Origin of the sequence: Mucilaginibacter frigoritolerans, from assembly GCF_007830615.1 — a bacterium.
GTDB classification, from domain to species: Bacteria; Bacteroidota; Bacteroidia; order Sphingobacteriales; family Sphingobacteriaceae; genus Mucilaginibacter; species Mucilaginibacter frigoritolerans.
This window is the reverse complement of record NZ_VLLI01000012.1, coordinates 29,774-50,293: the sequence shown is the minus strand read 5'-3', so window position 1 is coordinate 50,293 and position 20,520 is coordinate 29,774. Positions and strand designations below refer to the sequence as shown.

The window sequence follows — 20,520 nt, the reverse complement described above, 5'->3', positions numbered from 1 at the left end:
AACACAATCAAAAAAAGGCACCTTGAGTTATCAAAGGTGCCTTTTTTGCTATCTGTATTTCTGTTACATCCTGAAATTATCAGCACGCCAGTTTTTAATGGCTCTTTTTATTTCATCTGCAGACATTGATTCATGCAGAGCTTTATCAACCAGTGTTATAAATTCATCATCCTGGGCAAAACGAAGGGCAATTATTTGGCTCATAGTTATTCTGCTATCTAACGGTTTACGGGTTAAAATAAAATACCTTAAGTTTTCTTCAACACGTATAGCCCTGTCTTGTGCTTTCATCGGAAACTGACGAACAAACAAAAAAATAAAAACGCTGCAAATAAAAAGAAGTGCTACTAATAAAGCGCTTAAAAAATTATCGTGGGCTATCCATTGAAGCCATGCATTTATAAATGATGCTACGGTGCCAAATAATAAAAAAGCACTTAATATAAAGTGATATCCCTTTACATAGCGGGAGTGGTTGGCATAGTTTTGTTGTATCATGATACAGGTTGAATTTTTGGGCCAATATAGGTATTATTTGATTTATCATTTTTCAACCATACGATTATGCTTAATGCAGGTAACAAGAACATTTACTTTAAAATAGCGTTAATAATTTTAAACCAAAATTAATATCTATGAATAGTTCAGCAATTTTAACCAGTAATACTTTTAAAATAGGAGGGGACCTGACTGTTAACAGGCTAGGTTACGGTGCAATGCGCATTACAGGTAAAGGTATATGGGGTCCGCCAAAGGATCAGGAAGAAGCAAAAAGGGTTTTAAAAAGAGCAGTTGAATTGGGCGTGAATTTTATTGATACAGCAGATAGCTATGGCCCTCATGTATCTGAAGAATTGATTGAGGAAGCACTTTATCCTTATCCGGAGGGGCTTGTAATCGGTACAAAAGGAGGGCTATTGCGTACGGGGCCTGATGAATGGCCGATAAATGCACATCCGGATCATTTACAAAAAGCTCTCGAAGGTAGCTTGAAAAGGCTAAAACTTGATCAAATTGATTTGTATCAGCTACATAGAATTGATCCTATTGTTCCTGCAGAACAGAGTTTTGAATTTTTACAAAAAGCCCAGCAGGAAGGTAAAATAAAACATATCGGCTTGTCGGAAGTTGATGTGGATGTTATCAAAAAAGCACAGGAGTTTTTTGAAGTTGTGTCTGTACAAAATATGTATAGCGTTGATAACAGAAAATGGGAGCATGTATTACAATATTGTAAGGTACATAACATTGCTTTTATTCCATGGTTCCCATTAAATGCCGGTAATGTTTCCAGTCAGGATAAATTAAAACAAGTAGCCGATAAACATAATGCTACGGTTCATCAGGTTGCTTTAAACTGGTTGTTAAATCATGCAGAAAATATTTTGCTTATACCAGGCACTTCAAGTGTTGAACATCTTGAAGAAAACATGGGAGCTGTTTCAATTACACTTAGCGAAAGCGATATTAAAGAACTAAATAGCATCTCTCCTAAGTAATAATTGATTGTGTTTTAGTATGAATAATGCTGTTTTGAGCTTATAAATTAAATGGAAAAGTAAATTTCACTTTTTCATTTAAACCATTTATGAGATAAGCAATCAAAGCAACATTATCCCTATTAAACCAATGTTAGTTATGAAAAAGTTAGAATTATCTATGATTGGATTGCTGCTGTTAGGTGCGGTAGCATGTAACAAAACTTACAACAGTACAAACCCCAAACCCGGTGCGCTGTCAGGCAATGTATCAACCGATGATGCTGCAGATATGGTAGCAGGATCGTTATCTTTGAATTCAAATGGTGTCGCCAATATAGTCGGCGATGTTACCTTGAGTGCCGCCTCACTGGCAAACACGCACCAGCCGTGTGGCACAACCAAAGCCGACACTATATCCCGTAAAAGTACTACAGGTGCAACAGTTACTTATAGCTATAATTTAACCTACAACTTTATGGTTCTTTGTGATACTGCCAATCATCCTGATAGTCTTTCGAGTAGTTTGATTTATAGTGGATCGTACAGCGGACCTAATATTTCAACAAGTAATTCAGGCAGTTCCATATTTACCGTTGGCGGTTTGCAATCATCAGCATCAGATTTTGTTATTAATGGAGAATATAAAAGTAATGGGTCATTTAAATCAAAACGTGATACTACAAATGCCGGTAGTAGTGCTATCGATATCGTAATTAAGGGCTTAACTGTACAAAAGGCGGCACGCTCTATCGTTAGTGGTACAGCAACCATTTCCATAGCCGGGGATGTTCCCAAAAAAGGCAATTTTAGCTATACCGGTACACTGGTGTTTAATAATAATGACACTGCAATATTAACTATTAATGGGACAGTGTATACCATAAACCTAATTAACGGACAAAAAACAAAGCATTAATTAATTATAGCATTTGATAAAGCCCAAACGCCCCGGCAAAATTATAAATCTGCCGGGGCGTTTTGTTTTTAAGTGAAATTTTTACTTACTTATAAAGTAGCAACCCTGAAAGGTTTTATATCAAAAGATTCCCATATTTTCTGAGTGATATAGGGCTCAGTTTGTTTCCATATTTCTAATCCCTCTTCCGTTTCAAATTGAAGGATCATTACGGAGCCAATCATTTTATTTTCTTCATTAAGCATAGCTCCCCCTAAGATAAAATTACCACTTTCTTTAAGTTTTTTTGCACCATCCAGGTGATATGGACGTATGTTCATGCGCCGATCCAATGCTCCATTATCTGTATAATCGTAAGCTGTAATCAAATATTGGTTCATAATTAGATGTTTAAATTTATCTGTAAAAAACAAATATCGTAGTATTATTGAGCAAAAAATGACCGTGTTAGCAACTAAAATCTAAAATAAAAAATAATAATAACTGTATTTTTTACATTTTTGCAATATTTGCCTAACGCAACCAATTATAGATTACTAATGAAGAACAATTTATTAAAGGAATTTACTAAAAGATATAATAAACCAGCTACCTATTCTTATTTTTCTCCGGGACGTGTAAACCTTATCGGTGAGCATATTGATTATAATGGTGGATTGGTAATGCCTTGCGCTATTACCTTTGGTACTTACTTATTGCTGGCACCTAATGAAGATAGTGTGTTTCGCTTTCAAAGCTTAAACTTTAGTGATGAATTAAGTATCCCTTTGAAAAATAATTATGAGAAAGATGGCGAAGGATGGTTTAATTATCCACTGGGGGTTATTGAACATTTTTTGAAAGATGGTCATCAGTTAAAAGGGATGGATCTGCTTTTTTATGGCGATATTCCTATTGGTTCAGGCTTGTCGTCATCAGCTTCTATTGAAGTGGTTACTGCATTTGCATTAAATGATATTTTTAATAGTGGTTATTCAAAACTCGAGCTTGTAAAGCTTTCCAAATCGGTTGAAAATAATTTTATAGGCGTAAACAGTGGCATAATGGATCAGTTCGCAGTTGCTTTTGGCGAAAAGAATAAAGCACTGATGCTAAATTGTGACACATTGGAATATAAAGCGGTTGACAGTAATTTGGGCAATAATGTATTAGCTATTATAAATACTAATAAACCACGTAAACTGGCCGAATCAAAATACAACGAACGTGTACAGGAGTGTGCCAAAGCGCTTGAATTGTTGCAACAGGAACTGGATATTAAAAACCTGTGTGATATTGATACCGATACTTTTAATAAATACAGTAATTTAATAAAAGACAAGATTATTTATAACAGGGCAAAACATGTTATTGAGGAGAATGACAGGGTTAAGTTAGCCGCAGAGGCTTTAAGTCAAAGTAATTTGGATGAGTTTGGCAAATTAATGTATGCGTCACATGCTTCATTGCGCAATTTATACGAAGTTAGTGGAGTTGAATTAGATGCTGTAGTTGATTATTGTAAAACGGATGCGAATGTATCAGGCGCCCGTATGACCGGTGCTGGTTTTGGTGGATGTGCCATTGCGTTGGTAAAAGAAGAGGCTTTTGAAGAGTTTAGTAAAGGAGTAGCAGCCTATTATACTGATAAGATTGGGTATGCACCGTCAGTTTATAGCTCTCTTATTGGTGATGGAGTAGGGGTTTTAGCTGCATTTGAAGATGCAAGAATGTAAGCTGTTGTTGGAATATAAAAAGATAATAAGGTTTTAAATAAATTCATTCGGTAAAATATGCTTCAGGGTTTTAGCTTTGTGCCTTTAGCTGGTAAACATGAGGAAACTTAAACTTGATGAACTGAACCGGGTTACGGTTGATGAATTTAAAGCCGGAACTAAATTCCCGGTTGTTGTGGTGTTAGATAATGTGAGAAGCATGCACAATATAGGTTCTGTTTTTCGTACTGCCGATGGCTTTGCAGTTGAGCAGCTTTGTCTTTGCGGCATTACGGCACAGCCCCCTCATCGTGAAATTGAAAAAACTGCACTGGGTGCAACTCAATCTATTAATTGGAAATATTTTGATAATACTTTATTGGCTGTAAAAGAATTACAGGATAAAGGTTATAAAATTGTAGCAGTTGAACAAGCTGCTGAAAGTATTATGCTTAATGATTTTATGCCTGAAGCAAATGAAAAGTATGCCTTGATATTTGGCAATGAAGTGAATGGAGTTGATGAAGAGGTAATGAAAAATATTGATGCCTGTATTGAAATTCCGCAGTTTGGTACCAAGCACTCTTTTAATATTGTGGTTTCGGCAGGAATAGTCTTGTGGGACCTTTTTTCGAAGATGGTTGTGTAGTTCATGGTTGATAGTTCATGGTTCATGGTGGAAGTAGATCTTATCATCCGAAAAAAATATTGGTTCATAATTCACAGTTGAAAAGCACTATGAACTATGAACCAATAACTATGATCTATCTACTATAAATGTATACACTCATTGTAAGCATCAGCAGCAGCTTCCATTAAAGCTTCGCTCATGGTTGGGTGAGGGTGAACCGATTTTATAATCTCATGGCCGGTTGCTTCCAGTTTACGTGCGGTAACAACTTCAGCCAGCATTTCAGTAACGTTGTGGCCAAGCATGTGGGCCCCTAAAAACTCACCGTACTTAGCATCGAATATAACTTTTACAAAACCTTCTTTTGCACCGGCTGCACTTGCTTTACCTGAGGCAGAGAATGGGAATTTTCCAACTTTTACCTCATATCCAGCTTCTTTCGCTGCTTTTTCTGTATAGCCAACAGAAGCAATTTCTGGTGAGCAGTAAGTACAACCCGGAATATTGTTATAGTTTAATGGCTCAGGATTTAAGCCTGCAATTTTCTCCACACAAATAATTCCTTCAGCTGATGCTACGTGAGCAAGTGCCTGGCCTTTAACAATATCGCCTATGGCATAAACACCTTCAACGTTGGTACGGTAAAAATCATCAACAACTACTTTGCCTCTATCGGTAGCAACACCATTTTCTTCTAGTCCAATATTTTCAATGTTAGTTGAAATACCTACAGCAGATAAAACTATTGAAGCTTCTAAGGTTTCGGTGCCGGTTGCTGTTTTTACCTGTACCTTACATAAATCGCCACTGGCATCAACCGATTCAACGTTTGAACCGGTTAATATATTGATGCCTTGTTTTTTAAGGATTCGCCCGAGTTGTTTTGAAACTTCCTCGTCTTCAAGCGGTACAATATTATCCAAATACTCAACTACAGTTACTTTAGTACCAAGAGCGTTATATAAATAGGCAAACTCAATTCCAATTGCTCCTGAACCAACTACTATCATTGATTCTGGTTTTTTTGGAAGGATCATTGCCTGACGATAGCCAATTACTTTTTTACCATCCTGTTTAAGATTAGGTAATTCGCGTGAACGGCCCCCTGTTGCAAGGATTATATGTTTAGCCGTTACCTCCTGTACATCACCACTGGCGGCAGTAACAGTTACGGTACCTTTATTTTTTAATTTGCCGGTACCTGTAAGGACGTCAATTTTATTTTTTTTCATTAAAAACTGAACGCCCTTGCTCATTCCATCAGCCACACCGCGGCTTCTTTTTATTACTGATTCAAAATCAATTTCACTGCTGGCAACTTTTATACCATAGTCTGCCGCATGATTTATATATTCAAATACTTCAGCACTTTTTAACAAGGCCTTGGTTGGTATGCAACCCCAGTTAAGACAAATGCCTCCAAGCGACTCTTTTTCAACTATGGCAGTTTTTAAACCAAGTTGTGAAGCGCGTATAGCAGCAACATAGCCGCCCGGACCTGAACCTATAACAATTAAATCGTAGTTCATATTTCTGATTATAATATATTATTAAATGATGTTTGTGTATTTTTAAGCAAGCCCGCTTATTTGATATTTAGAATAGCCTTACAAGCGCTAAGCGTAAACGCCTTTAACGGGAATTAATTTTTTATGTTTTCTTAGTTGATTATTGACACGTTTTGCAAACGTTAAATAAGTCCTCAAATCTAAGTAAAAGGTACCAAAAGAGAAAATCACCAAATCATACATAAGTAAATATAAAATGCAGATTAAAATTTTTGTGATAACCGGCTTTGTTTTTACAAAAAATACGGAATTGCTCCTTTTTTATTAAACTATTTGATGTTTTTAATGATAAATGTTGATAAATAGCTAGTAATTATTAATATTATCTTAACATTAGCAAATTCCCCGTTTCCTATCTTTGTAACAAAATTGAAACACTATTAAACGTTTAACTTTAAAACAAATCGAAGTATGAGGAAGTATTTACTCTTATTTTTATCACTTACGGTTTTAACATTTTTCATCAGTAAAAATGTATCTGCCCAGGGTGTAACAACAGCCAGTGTTGACGGTATTGTATCCGACAGCAAAGGCCCCATCCCCGGTGCAACCGTAACCATTACACACTTACCTACGGGAACTGTGTATTCAACTGTAACGCGTGCCGATGGCCGTTACAATTTACCCAACTTAAGGGTTGGCGGGCCGTACACCTTTAAAATTACATTTATTGGTTACAAAGATTTTATCCTTGAAAACATTTCGTTATCAATTGGACAAGATCAAAAAATCGATTCCAAACTGGAAGATAATTCTACCAATCTGAAAGAAGTAGTAATTACCGGATCGGGTGGAAAAGTGATCAATGAAAACCGTACTGGTGCAAGTGAAACCATTAACCGCCAGCAAATTGATGCGTTGCCAACACTCAACCGTTCATTGAGTGATTTCACCAAACTAACTCCATCGGCAAATGGTTTAAGCTTTGGCGGTAGAAGCAACCTTTTCAATAACTTAACTGTTGATGGGGCATTATTTAACAACTCATTTGGTTTAGCAACAACTTTAGGTGGTCAAACTAACTCGCAACCAATTTCATTAGATGCGATTGATCAGATCCAGGTTGATATTGCTCCATTTGACGTTCGTCAGGGTAATTTTACTGGTGCAGGTATTAACACTGTTGTAAAATCAGGAACAAACACTTTTAAAGGTACTATATATGATTATGTACGTAGTGTTGATTTAACTGGCTATGATGCAGGACCTACAAGCGTAGCAAAAACTCCTTTTTCTTACAGACAAACCGGTGTTTCTTTAGGTGGCCCAATCATTAAAAATAAATTATTCTTATTCGTTTCAGGGGAAGAAGAGCGTATCAGCCAGCCTGCAACAACTTATGTAGCAAGTGCGCCTGGTGTAAGCGGTGCAACCGTTTCACAAGCCAGTGCAGCTACACTTAACCAGATAGCTAGCTATCTGGAGTCAAAATATAACTATAATCCAGGTCCATACCAAGGATATAATTTTGATACTTACAGCAATAAAGCAACTGTTAAGCTTGATTGGAATATTGATAAAAACAATACTTTAAGTGCTAAGTATTTTTACCTGAAATCATACGGTGATCACCCTATCAGTAACTCTGGTATTACCAATAGTAATGGCACTACTAGTGTTGGCTATGGAACAACAAGAGATGCAAGTAGTACATCACTTCCATTTTACGGCTCAGGTTACAGAATTAACAATAACTTTAACATAGGTATTATTGAATTAGATACCCGTGTTAGCGACAATATGTCTAACAGATTAACTGCTGGATATTCTGCTTTACGTGATTTCCGTACATTTTTAGGAAATTCAGGTAGCATGCCATTGGTTGATATTGGTAATGGAACATCAGCTGCTGACGGAACAGTTATTACCCCTGCAAGTAATGTGTTAACTTCTTTTGGCTCTGAATTGTATACTGCAAATAATATTTTGTATACCAATATATTTCAGTTTTCTGATGATTATACCATTTATGCTGGTAAACATGAAATTACTATTGGTACAAGTGATCAGATCCAAAGTTATAAAAATGGTTTCGCCCCTGATTACAATGGTCTTTACACCTATAACTCAGCTTCCGACTTTTTAAATGGTTTACCAGCTGCAGCTTATACAACACGTAATTCAGCCCTTCCAGGTGGTGCTTTTCCTTTTGCTAAAATAAAAGCTTCTATTTATAGCTTATATGTTCAGGACAAATATCATGTAACTGACGATTTTAGATTAACTTATGGCTTAAGAGCTGATTATGATGCTTTCCCAACTTCACTACCTCAGAATCCTAATGTTGAAAATATTCAATTTCAACAAGGTATTACTGTAAACCCATCAGTTTTACCAAAAAACAGGGTGCAACTATCACCACGTGTTGGCTTTAACTGGGATGTGAATGGCGATAAACAAACACAGGTTCGCGGTGGTAGTGGTTTATTCGCAGGTACTGTTCCTTTTGTATGGATATCTAACCAGGCATCAAACAATGGTGTATTGTTTGGTTCATATACAATTGTTAAGGGTGCTGCAACAAATACATCTGCTCAAAATGCTGAATTGATCTTTAATCCAAATGTAAATGCTAACCGTCCAACAGGTACTGTTCAAGCCAATACATCTTACGAATTGGATATTACTGATCCAAAACTTAAATATCCAAAAATCTGGAGAACTAATTTAGCCGTTGATCAGCGCTTACCAGGTGGTGTAGTTGCAACTATTGAAGGTGCTTATACTAAAGATATCAATGCAATCTATACTGAAAACTTAGTGCTTTCTAACGGTTATACTACTATTCCAGGTCCTGAAGGCCAGATAAGGTATACTTCTAAAAACACTACACCTGCTGCCTCTGCTGCAACAGCACAAGATCCATCAATCACAGGGTTATATTACCTGACCAATACTAATCAGGGTTATTCATACTTCGTTACAGGTCAATTGCAAAAAAGCTTTAGCAATGGCTTATATTTCAACGCGGCTTATACCCATAGTGGATCAAAAGATGTTAATGATGGCGGTTCAACTGCAAGCACTATCTGGAGTTCACGCCAGGTTGCTGGTAATCCAAATGGTGATAACCTTTCAAACAGTTCATATGTTCAACCAAATCGTATAATAGCATCTGCTTCTTACAAAAAAGAATATTGGGAACATACGTCTACCACTATTGGTTTAATATATGAAGTTGCCAATAACGGTTCTATTTCATACATTACAAGTGGCGATCCAAATGGTGATGGAGCAACAAATGATTTATTGTGGATTCCAAGAAATCAAAGTGACATTGAGTTAGTTAAAGATTTTGCAACAGATCCGCGTACTCCAGCTCAAATCTGGAATCAATTAAATAACTTCATTAGCCAGGATTCATACTTAAGCAGCCACAGAGGTCAGTATGCCCAACGCAATGGCGTTATATTGCCTTATTTTAACAGGCTTGATCTTCACTTTGCTCAAGATTTCTTCATTAAATCAGGTAATGTTAAAAATACATTGGAGTTTACTGCTGATATCATCAACTTTGGTAACTTGTTAGATAAAAACTGGGGATTATACCAGGATTCATTTAACGGCTTTAACAGTGGAAGTACTACCGTGCTTAAATACCAGGGAATTGACCCTGTGACAGGTCACGCTGAATATTCTTTCCCATATTTAGATAAAACCAACTTAATCCCGGTAACTAAATCATTTATTTACGATACAAGTCAATTGTCTCGTTACCAGGTACAACTTGGTATCAGATACATATTTAACTAATAAATAGTTATTAGACCCAAAAAAACCCGATCAGAAATGGTCGGGTTTTTTATTTTGATTGCAATGAGAATTAATTATATACAAATTCCCCAAACTCAGATTGAATGGTTACTTGCTTTTTGTTGGCCTTTTCTACGTGGCCAATAATCTGAGCCTCAACACCAAAGCTTTGCGAAATACTAATCAGCTCACTCGCAATTTGCTGGGGAACATATAGTTCCATGCGATGACCCATATTAAATACTTTGTACATTTCCTGCCAGCTTGTTTTTGATTCTTCGTGTATTAGCTTAAACAATGGCGGAACCGGAAATAAGTTGTTTTTAATAATATGTACATCATCAACAAAGTGAAGCACCTTAGTTTGTGCGCCACCACTGCAATGCACCATACCGTGTATTTGATGCCTGTAGCCGTCTAAAATTGTTTTAATAATAGGTGCATAAGTTCGGGTAGGGGACAATACCAGTTTACCGGCAGTTACACTTTCATTGTTACCAATATCGATAAGATCGGTTAACTTTTTGCTGCCCGAAAATATAAGCTCATAAGGAATGGCCTGATCATAACTTTCAGGATATTTTTCAGCTATTGATTTGTTAAAAACATCGTGCCTTGCAGAGGTTAACCCGTTAGAGCCCATGCCTCCATTATATTCCTTTTCGTAATTTGCTTTGCCGTAGGAAGCAAGACCCACAATTACATCACCCGTTTGTATGGTGTGGTTTGATATGACTTCGTTGCGTTTCATGCGGCAGGTAACGGTAGAATCTACAATAATGGTTCTAACCAAATCGCCAACATCAGCAGTTTCGCCGCCGGTTGAGAAAATGCCTATGCCGTTGTCTCTCAATTCGGCCAGTATTTCTTCCGTGCCGTTAATAATGGCAGCAATAACTTCACCCGGTATCAGATTTTTATTTCTGCCGATGGTAGATGACAAAAGGATATTGTTAGTTGCACCAACGCAAAGCAGGTCATCAAGGTTCATGATAATAGCATCCTGTGCTATTCCTCTCCAAACCGAAATGTCACCGGTTTCTTTCCAATAAGTATAAGCCAATGACGATTTTGTGCCAGCACCATCAGCATGCATAATATTGCAATAATCTGCATCGTTGGTTAAAATATCTGGTACTATTTTACAAAAGGCTTTTGGGAAAATTCCTTTATCAATATTTTTAATAGCGTTGTGTACATCATCCTTCGAGGCCGATACGCCCCGTTGATCATATCTTTGCGATGAAATCATGAACAAATATACAGTCTTGCGGCAAAAAAGTCGTTAATTTGTAAATTCTCCCTGTAAATCCATGTTAAAGAAACTTTCCTATAAAATTAAGAAGTGGCGTTTGAGACAAAACAGTCAGCGTAATTTTTTAATTTATTGCAGTGTATTTGTTGGTTTTTTTGGTGGTTTAGCTGCCGTTGCCCTCAAATTTTTAGTGCGAACGATGGAAGAAGTCAGCAGAAATATATCCTCACATCTTCCTTATCATATTATATATGTTTTTCTGCCAGCTTTAGGTATTTTTTTAACGGTTGCGTATCAGCATTTGCTTAACCGCGATAAAATTCAAAAAGGAATAGGAAACATCTTGGTCAATATAAAAAGAAACAGGTCAAATATCAGGTATAATAACATCTATTCGCATTTAATTACCAGTTCATTAACAGTAGGATTTGGTGGTTCATCAGGTTTGGAAGCTCCTATTGTAGCTACCGGGGCTGCCATAGGTTCAAATACCGGTAAGTTTTTCAATTTAAGTCCTTACGAAAAAACGGTTTTATTGGCAGCAGGTGCATCCGCAGGTATTGCCGCTGTATTTAATAGTCCTATTGCCGGGGTGTTGTTTTCTTTAGAAATTCTTATTGGAGAAATAACCATCCCAACTTTTATCCCGTTATTAATTGCATCGGCTACAGGAGTTGTGGTATCTAAACTTTTATATTCCGGACAATTGTTTCATCTGGTTACAGAAGGTTGGGCGTTTAAGGCATTGCCTTTTTATATATTACTCGGTTTATTTAGCGGTTATATTTCTGTGTATATTTCAAAGGTTGGCGGCGCACTTGAAAAAGGGATATTAAAAAAGCAAAACCGTTATGTAAGAGCATTGGCAGGCGGTTTATTTTTAGGCCTGATTATAATGATATTTCCTGCTTTGTTTGGGGAAGGATACCATTACCTTCAGGAAATATTAAACGGTAATATAAATTCGCTTAAAGAAGAATCATTTTTCAGCTCGTGGCTAACCCAGCCTATAGTGATGATTATTTTTATAGCCTGTTTAGTGTTTATGAAAATTATTGCCGCTGGTATTACCATTGGATCAGGTGGGAATGGCGGTACTTTTGCGCCAACAATGTTTACGGGTGCTTTTTTGGGTTTGTTTGTTGCTTTTGCTGTAAACCAAACGGGGCTTGTACATTTAAATACCAGTAACTTTATTGCAGTTGGAATGGCAGGAGCATTAAGCGGTGTTTTACATGCGCCTTTAACTTCCATATTCCTGATAGCTGAAATTACAGGAGGATATGTTTTGTTTATTCCATTGATGATTGTGGCATCAATATCATACATTATAGCAAGATTATATAATCCGCATAATATGTACTGGCATGATTTGATTCATGAAAAAAATATACATCCCGACCAGGATTATGACATGTTAAATGCCATAACCCTGGCAAGCGTTGTGAATAAGCAGTTCACAGCAATTAGCTCTGAAACTAAGATTTCTGATTTTTATAAAATATTGTCATCAACCAATGCAAATATTTTTGCTGTTTTGGATGAGCAGAAAAACCTGGAAGGGGTAATATGGCTTGACCAGGTACGGAAACATATTTTTGAGAAAATTAATGATGATGACACGGTAGCGGAAATAATGGTTATACCACCTGCCATCGTCAATTATGATGCATCAGTAAATAGTGTGATGGATTTGTTTGATAAAACAGATGTTTGGCAATTGCCGGTGATAAAAGATGGTGTATTTATAGGTTTTGTTTCTAAATCAACGCTATTAACTAAATATAGGGAGGAGTTTATCAGACAGCATCGTGAGGCCGATTTGTTTTCACACGCTTAAAGCAAAAAATCCTTCCCGGTTAGAGAAGGGTTTTTTGTTATTTGATAAATAGTAATTCCCTGAATTTTGGCAATGGCCATAGTGAATCATCTACCAATTGTTCCAGCTTATCAACATGATAGCGGATGGATTGGAAAAATGGTTTTACCTTCTCATCGTATTCTATTGCCTTATCGCGCATATTTTCAATAGTATTTGCTTTTTTGCGTGCATCTACCATTTCTTCAATATCAGCTTTAACAATATTTATATGATCTGATATTTTGGTAATGATATCCAGTTGAACTTTATAGGTGTCTTTACTTAACCCCAGATCCTTTAATCCGATTGCATTTTCAACCAATTTGCTTTGATAGGCAATTGCGGCAGGAATAATAACATTCATACCTAATTCTCCAATTACACGGGCCTCTATTTGAAGCTTCTTATAAAAGGCATCAAGCAAAATTTCATGGCGGGCGTGTGCCTCGCGACGGGTAAATACCCCGGTTTCTTCAAATAGTAAATCTGTTTTATCTGAAATAAAAGCATCAAGTGCTTTTGGTGTAGTTTTAATATTTGGTAACCCCCTTAAAGCAGCCTCTCTTTCCCACTCTTCACTATAGCCATTTCCTTCAAAACGAATGCTTTTTGATTCTTTTATGTATTTTTTTAAAACAATTAATAAAGCAACATCTTTCTTTTCACCCTTTTTAATCAGTTTATCTACATCATATTTGAATTTCTTGAGCTGATCGGCTACAATAGTGTTCAGAATAGTCATCGGGCTTGCTGAATTGGCGGATGAGCCTACAGCCCGTAACTCAAATTTATTTCCTGTAAACGCAAATGGCGAGGTGCGGTTACGATCGGTATTATCCTTTAATATTTGCGGGATTTTAGGAATCCCTTGCCATAGTAAGGCGTCGTCCTTTATTTTTTTGCTGATGCGTGATGTTTCAATCTCATCTAACAAATCTGTTAACTGAGTTCCTAAAAATATGGAGATAATTGCAGGAGGAGCCTCATTGGCTCCAAGCCTGTGATCATTGTTTACGGAGGCTATTGAGGCTCTTAGTAAGTCAGCATGTTCATAAACAGCTTTTATTGTATTTACAAAAAAGGCAAGGAACATCAGGTTGTTTTTTGGTGTTTTTCCCGGCGATAACAGGTTTTTACCCGTATTGGTAATCATTGACCAGTTATTATGCTTTCCGGAGCCGTTTATACCTGCATAAGGCTTTTCGTGTAATAATACCTTGAAATTATGCCGTTTAGCAACCCTATCCATCAAATCCATCAATAACTGATTGTGATCAATTGCCAGGTTGATTTCCTCGTAAATAGGAGCACATTCAAATTGAGAAGGGGCAACTTCATTATGACGGGTTTTTAATGGAATACCTAATAATAAGGCCTCTGTTTCCATATCCTGCATAAAGGCATAAACACGTTCTGGTATCGACCCAAAATAATGATCTTCCAATTGCTGGTTCTTTGCAGACATGTGGCCAAATAGCGTACGGCCGGTTAAATAAAGATCGGGTCTTGCATTAAATAAGGCTATGTCTACTAAAAAATACTCCTGCTCAATCCCTAATGAAGCATTAACCTTTTCAATGCTCTTATCAAAGTAGTGACAAACATCAACCGCAGCTTTATCTAAAGCGTTTAGTGCTTTTAATAAAGGTACTTTATAGTCAAGTGCTTCGCCGGTATAAGAAACAAATACAGTAGGGATACATAAAGTACGTGCCATAATAAAGGCAGGAGAGGAAGGATCCCATGCAGTATAGCCACGTGCTTCAAAGGTATTACGGATACCTCCGCTAGGAAAACTGGAAGCGTCTGGCTCTTGTTGTGCCAAAGCATCCCCAGAAAACCTTTCAATTGCACCACCATCAGGTGTTGGTTCAAAAAAAGCATCATGCTTTTCGGCAGTTGAGCCTGTTAGTGGTTGAAACCAGTGTGTATAATGTGTAGCTCCCTTACTCATAGCCCATGATCTCATTGCCGATGCCACTTGTTCGGCTAAATCACGAGGAATAGGTTCACCCTTTTCTATAGAATTTACAATGCCTTGATAAGCTTCTGAAGAAAGGTATTCTTTCATCTTCTTTTTATCAAAAACATTAGCACCAAAGAAATCCGAAATTTTTGGTGAAGGTATTTTAACATCAGGGATAGTACGTGTAAGTACATCCTGCAATGCCTGAAATCTGATATTAGCCATAGAACGGTAATTTAAATAAAGGATTAACATCAAAAATATAACTATCCTTTATTATATGCATGAATTTTAAATAAATAAATAAGTTATAAAACTTTATAAAATTTTGATAAAAGAATGATTTTTCGTCATTATTTGATGTTTTTTTAACTAAAAATGCTTTGTTTTTGTATTTTTATGTCTTAAAATACCCAAAAAAGGATTAAAATGTAGCGTTAAATGTAAATTGTAATCTAAATCTATTATTGTTTTGATAAAAAAGATAGAAATATTGACCTTAATTTTTTTTTGTTGCTAAATATTTAAAAAAACTAATGTTTTTTACCTTAAATTTATAATTTTCGTAAAAGTTGTAATTTTTATGTTAATTTATTGTGATTAGATTTGTTATTGTTAAAATTCATCCATATTTTCATGGAAATATTTACAAAAAGGATATAATTATTGAATTTTTAATAAAAAAATAGAATTGCGATAGCTATTCTTGAGTAAATATAACCTGAAGTGCTTATTCACTTTTAATATCATATCAATCAAACTAAATTAAACTAAACAAACAATGAAAGTAAATTTAACAAAGTTCAAATCGCTCAGTTCAGTCCGACAACTGACACGTGAGAAATGGGCGTTTGGAGCGACCATTTTTGGGGGGAAAATGATTGGCCTTGGGCTGGTTGTTTTAGCAATGATGATTTTGCCAGGCCTGATCGGTACATCAGCCCATGCTGCGGCCACTCCACCAAAGCCAACTGATATTGAAACATCAATGATGAATTCAATCGATACAGTTTGGACATTGGTTGCCGCGTTTTTAGTGTTTGCAATGCAGGCTGGTTTCGTAATGCTTGAAGCCGGTTTTGCCCGTAAACGCGAAACCGTAAACGTATTGATGGAGTGTATTTTTGATACTTGTCTTTGCGGTATTTTATTTTATGCAATAGGTTACGCATTTATGTTTAGCAGCGGTAACGGATTTATCGGTTTACATTGGTTCTTCCTGCAAGGTACACCAGATTTATATCCGGGTACTGGTGTTCCTGTAATTGCACATTGGATATTCCAGTATGCTTTTGCTGATACCTGCTCAACTGTAGTTTCAGGTGCAATGATTGGCCGTACAGGTTTCCGTGGAGATATTCTTTACAGTATTGGTATTACAGGGTTCATTTACCCAATTATAGGTCACTGGGCCTGGGGACCTGATGGCTTTTTAGCTACAATGGGTACTGCCGGACATTTCTTTACAAGCTTAGGACAAGGTTTCCGTGACTTTGCAGGTTCAACTGTAGTTCACACTATAGGAGGTATGGCCTCATTGGCAGGTGCAATTGTTTTAGGGCCACGTATCGGGCGTATATTTGCACGTGATGGCGGTGGAATGCCTCCGGGGCATAATTTACCAATGGCTGCTGTAGGTGGCTTTATATTATGGTTCGGTTGGTACGGTTTCAATCCGGGCAGTACACTTTCTGCGATGGATATACAAGGTATTGGCCGTGTTGCCACTAATACAACCCTTGCTGCTTGCGGTGGTGGTATGATGGCTATGTTTGCTGCACTTTGGTGGGGCGAAACTAAAGGTAAATTTGATTTAGGATTTACCGTTAACGGTTTCCTTGCAGGCCTGGTAGCTATTACCTGTCCGTGTTACTGGGTTAGTCCGCTTGGCGCTACTATATTAGGTGGTGTTGCCGGTTTCGTAGTATTTGGTGGTGTTAAATTACTTGAGTACTTACGTATTGATGATCCGATTGGTGCAGTACCGGTACATGGTTTTGCTGGCATTTGGGGAACATTATCATTAGGTCTGTTTGCTACCGGTGAGTATGGTATTACAGGCCCATATGGTGCAGATAATACTGCGCCCAACCTAGTAAAAGGATTATTTTATGGTGGTGATGCCAGTGTGTTAAAAGCACAAGCCATAGGTACATTTACTATTGCTATAGCTGTATTTGTTGTAACCTGGGTTATGATGAAACTGATAATGTTTTTACCACATCCTTGGAAACTGCGTGTTGAAGAGAAAGGTGAAACCGGAACTGGTGGTTTGGACATGTTTGACCATGGTACCGATGCTTACCCTATTCAGGACGATGATGTTAGTTTAAGCGGCCTGTTTGAAAAAGGCCCTAAAGTTACAGCGTAAATGCGATAACTTATATTCCCCTGTGTGATTGGTTAAATTATTCAATTTTCCACATCCACAAAAGCCAATTACACAGGGGCTTCTTTATTTTACTAGTGTAAATTATTAAAAACCAAACTGCTGAATTAAACCGACACTTAATTCGGACAGGGATACTTTATGCCATAACTTTTACCAATTCAATTCAAATCAATCAACCAAACTATTAATTTTTCCTTATCAAACAATCATGAAAAAAGGACTTTTACTTTTAAGTTTATCTGCTGCAACATTTTTGACCTACAAAGCCCAGGCGGCTGTTATTATGCCAGCCGACACTGGCAAAACAGCGGCAGCAGCTCCCGCAGCACCAGCTCCGGCACCTGATGCACCCCTGGTATTTTCAGGTTCAGTTGATACTTATTATAAATATGATTTTTCTGGTCATCCCAATATTCCGACAAGTTTTGCGAGTGACCAAAATTCCATATCAATAGGTATGATTGACCTGGGTTTAAAAAAGACGGTAGGTAACGCATCATTTGTTGGCGAATTATCATTTGGCCCAAGAAGTGATCAGTCTATTCCAAATGCAGGTTATCACATTCAAAACTTATATGTAAATTATAACGTTACATCGAAGTTTAGTTTAACAATGGGCTATATGTCAACCTTTGTAGGTTATGAGGTAATATCACCTGCAGCTAACTTTAATTATTCAACTTCATACCTGTTTACCAATGGACCTTTCCAGAATGCGGGTTTTAAAGCTACGTATGCTTTTTCTGATAAAGTTAGTTTAATGGCAGGTGTTTTTAATGATTACTGGAATACTTATAAATCAGCCGACAGGGTGAATACTTTTGGTGCTCAATTAACTGTAACTCCTGTTAAAAACTGGACTGCTTATATCAACCTGGTAACCGGCCCATCAAATGGAACAGAAGTTGACCTAACTACTAGCTATCAAATAACCGATGCCTTTAAATTGGGCTTAAATGCTGCTGATTTTTCTGCATCAAACGGGTTTACAGGTGGTTTTGCAGGTGTTGCACTGTATCCTCAGTTGGCAGTATCTAAAGTAGTAACTTTAGGTTTGAGAGGTGAGTACTTTAAAGATAAGACAGGCACTTATGGTGCTCCGGTTAGTACAGGTGGTGCCGGTTTAGTTGCAGGTCCGCTTCCAGGCGATGATGTCACTGGTATTACTTTTACTGCTAACATTAAAGCAGGTCCTTTAACTATTATCCCTGAATTCAGGTTTGATAATACCTCAAAAAGCGATGTATTTACCAATAGCAGCAATGTAGCGACAAGTTCGGCTTCGCAGTTTGTATTAGCAGCCGTATATGCATTCTAAATCTTTATAACAATTTATTTAAAAGCCGTACTGAATTTATCAGTGCGGCTTTTATCTTTATAGCATGAAAATATTACTACTCACACTTGTCTGTATTTTTTTGGTTAAGATTTCATTGGCCCAAAGCGATTTATTATCATTTGATGAGCATAATAAATATATTTATTATCAGGTAGTTGATATACCAGGAGTGACGGCAGATACACTGCATGTACGGGGCGTAAGCTTTTTAAAAACCAATTATGCTAAAATGAAGGTGAAGCTAAACGGGCAGAATTTAACCGGAGAGGGAAAGTTTTTGGTTTATGGCGGTATTTCAGTTTTGAAGCATGAAAAAGGAGAAATTGATTATACTTTAAATGTTGAATTTAAAGATCAGAAATACAGGTATTGGTTAACCGATTTTACGTTTACCCCTTATGAACGTGACAGATATAATAATTATGTTCCAAAACAGGGAATTGTAATTCCTTTGGAAAATGCTGAGTCAAAATTGGATAAAAAAGACTTAACCGGTTACCTGGATGAAACAGGTGCATTTTGTAAACAATTTGGTGATAACCTAAAGCAATTTATATTGCGTATTCCTGTCTCCGCGCCGAAAAAGGAAGAAAATGTCAAAAAAGTAGTCACAGATAAGTGGTAGTTTAAATACACAAAGTTGCATTTACTTGTCATTTTATTAATAAACTAAACCTATAGGTGTAAAATTTATAACTAATTATATAGTTGATTGAAAGAATATCAAAAGTTTAATTTTTAGCAATATAAAATATTTACAAATCGTTTTATATTAAAATTAAATTTCAATCACTATGCTTAACTCAAAATTTGATTTGTACAAGACCGAGTGGCTCGACCTTGTATTTGAAAATCGTAACAAAACTTATGGAGCCTATGAATTAAGGCAACACTACGCCAGTACCATGGTAAGAGCCATGGGTATTGCCTTCCTGGCTATCTCTGTTGTTTTTGGTGGAAGTCTGCTATTTATGAGACAACCGAAGATGATACATGTAACGGTTGTTGATAATAATCCCAACCTGATGAAGCTTCCAGTGGAGCCAATAAAAAAGATTGATCCACCGAAACCAGCAAAGTCGTTGAAAGCAACACCGGCAAAACCTGCCGCTACTATCAAAGATCCTCAAATGGTAGTAACAAGAGATGAACAGGCTGTTAATCCTCCAAAAAATGAGGTGCTTAATAATAGTGTAATTTCAAATGTGGATGCAAAAGGTACTGCTGAAAAAGGTAATGATCTGCCGGATGTAACTCCCGGAAATGGAAATGGCAGCACCCCCGGACCTGATAATACAGTACACTCATTGGGAGATGGTCTTGATGTAATGCCTGAACCCGTTGGCGGAGCAGAAGCATGGGCAAAGTTTTTAAGGAAGAATTTAAGGTTCCCGGCAGCGGCACAGGATGAAGGAGTGAGTGGTAAAGTGATTTTAAGTTTTGTTATTGAGAAGGATGGCAGTTTATCCAATATAGTGGTAGAAAGACCTGCAGGGCATGGATTTGATGAAGAAGCAATGCGTGTATTGAAACTGGCTAAAGCCTGGAAGCCTGGTCAGCAAAACGGGCAAGCAGTACGTGTTAAGTATATGATCCCTATAAATTTCCAGGTATCTAATGGTGATTAAATAAACTTACAGGTGAAAGTTTAAAGCCAAAGGTCC

15 protein-coding genes are annotated in these 20,520 nt (G+C 37.0%); 10 read left to right on the top strand and 5 right to left on the bottom strand.

Annotated features, from left to right (window positions below):
- Positions 1–63: 63 nt before the first annotated feature.
- Entirely contained in the window at positions 64–498 is a 435-nt protein-coding gene (locus JN11_RS18620) for a DUF6526 family protein (protein WP_144914986.1), read from the bottom strand.
- 137 nt (positions 499–635) lie between these two features.
- Here JN11_RS18620 and JN11_RS18615 point away from each other — a divergent pair, with 137 nt between their 5' ends.
- Complete coding sequence (locus JN11_RS18615) at positions 636–1,499, top strand: aldo/keto reductase (RefSeq protein ID WP_144914985.1); 864 nt, start codon at positions 636–638, stop codon at positions 1,497–1,499.
- A 139-nt stretch (positions 1,500–1,638) separates the two neighbouring features.
- A complete protein-coding gene (locus JN11_RS18610) occupies positions 1,639–2,397 on the top strand; it encodes a hypothetical protein (RefSeq protein WP_144914983.1) in 759 nt (252 codons plus the stop codon).
- Between the two features lie 89 nt (positions 2,398–2,486).
- Here JN11_RS18610 and JN11_RS18605 read toward each other — a convergent pair whose 3' ends face one another.
- Positions 2,487–2,777, bottom strand: a complete 291-nt coding sequence (locus tag JN11_RS18605) for a YciI family protein (RefSeq protein WP_144914981.1) — start codon at positions 2,775–2,777, stop codon at positions 2,487–2,489.
- A gap of 159 nt (positions 2,778–2,936) precedes the next feature.
- Here JN11_RS18605 and JN11_RS18600 point away from each other — a divergent pair, with 159 nt between their 5' ends.
- Positions 2,937–4,112, top strand: a complete 1,176-nt coding sequence (locus JN11_RS18600) for a galactokinase (RefSeq protein ID WP_144914979.1) — start codon at positions 2,937–2,939, stop codon at positions 4,110–4,112.
- A 97-nt stretch (positions 4,113–4,209) separates the two neighbouring features.
- A complete protein-coding gene (locus JN11_RS18595; RefSeq protein WP_144914977.1) occupies positions 4,210–4,740 on the top strand; it encodes an RNA methyltransferase in 531 nt (176 codons plus the stop codon).
- A gap of 122 nt (positions 4,741–4,862) precedes the next feature.
- Here JN11_RS18595 and lpdA read toward each other — a convergent pair whose 3' ends face one another.
- Positions 4,863–6,251, bottom strand: coding sequence for a dihydrolipoyl dehydrogenase (gene lpdA, locus JN11_RS18590; protein ID WP_144914975.1), 1,389 nt, complete (start codon positions 6,249–6,251; stop codon positions 4,863–4,865).
- A gap of 450 nt (positions 6,252–6,701) precedes the next feature.
- On the opposite strand from lpdA, the gene JN11_RS18585 reads away from it, so the two are divergent.
- Positions 6,702–10,043, top strand: coding sequence for a TonB-dependent receptor (locus JN11_RS18585; protein WP_144914973.1), 3,342 nt, complete (start codon positions 6,702–6,704; stop codon positions 10,041–10,043).
- 70 nt (positions 10,044–10,113) lie between these two features.
- Here the strand turns inward: JN11_RS18585 and JN11_RS18580 are convergent, their stop codons facing one another.
- Positions 10,114–11,295 carry an AIR synthase related protein gene (locus JN11_RS18580; protein ID WP_211360835.1) on the bottom strand — a complete coding sequence of 394 codons (1,182 nt, stop codon included), beginning with the start codon at positions 11,293–11,295 and terminating at the stop codon, positions 10,114–10,116.
- A 61-nt stretch (positions 11,296–11,356) separates the two neighbouring features.
- On the opposite strand from JN11_RS18580, the gene JN11_RS18575 reads away from it, so the two are divergent.
- Entirely contained in the window at positions 11,357–13,138 is a 1,782-nt protein-coding gene (locus JN11_RS18575) for a chloride channel protein (RefSeq protein ID WP_144914972.1), read from the top strand.
- 37 nt (positions 13,139–13,175) lie between these two features.
- Here the strand turns inward: JN11_RS18575 and JN11_RS18570 are convergent, their stop codons facing one another.
- Positions 13,176–15,350 (bottom strand): glutamine synthetase III family protein, encoded by a 2,175-nt coding sequence (locus tag JN11_RS18570; protein WP_144914970.1) that lies wholly within the window; start codon positions 15,348–15,350, stop codon positions 13,176–13,178.
- 556 nt (positions 15,351–15,906) lie between these two features.
- Between JN11_RS18570 and JN11_RS18565 the strand changes: the two genes are divergently transcribed.
- The 4 genes from JN11_RS18565 (at position 15,907) to JN11_RS18550 (ending at position 20,484) form a co-directional block, all read left to right on the top strand.
- A complete protein-coding gene (locus JN11_RS18565; RefSeq protein ID WP_144914969.1) occupies positions 15,907–17,496 on the top strand; it encodes an ammonium transporter in 1,590 nt (529 codons plus the stop codon).
- Positions 17,497–17,725: 229 nt separating this feature from the next.
- The gene (locus JN11_RS18560; protein WP_246139054.1) at positions 17,726–18,835 is read left to right on the top strand and encodes a porin; all 1,110 of its coding nucleotides are present in this window, start codon (positions 17,726–17,728) and stop codon (positions 18,833–18,835) included.
- Between the two features lie 64 nt (positions 18,836–18,899).
- Entirely contained in the window at positions 18,900–19,481 is a 582-nt protein-coding gene (locus tag JN11_RS18555; protein ID WP_144914967.1) for a DUF4468 domain-containing protein, read from the top strand.
- A gap of 169 nt (positions 19,482–19,650) precedes the next feature.
- Entirely contained in the window at positions 19,651–20,484 is an 834-nt protein-coding gene (locus tag JN11_RS18550; protein ID WP_144914966.1) for an energy transducer TonB, read from the top strand.
- Positions 20,485–20,520: the final 36 nt, after the last annotated feature.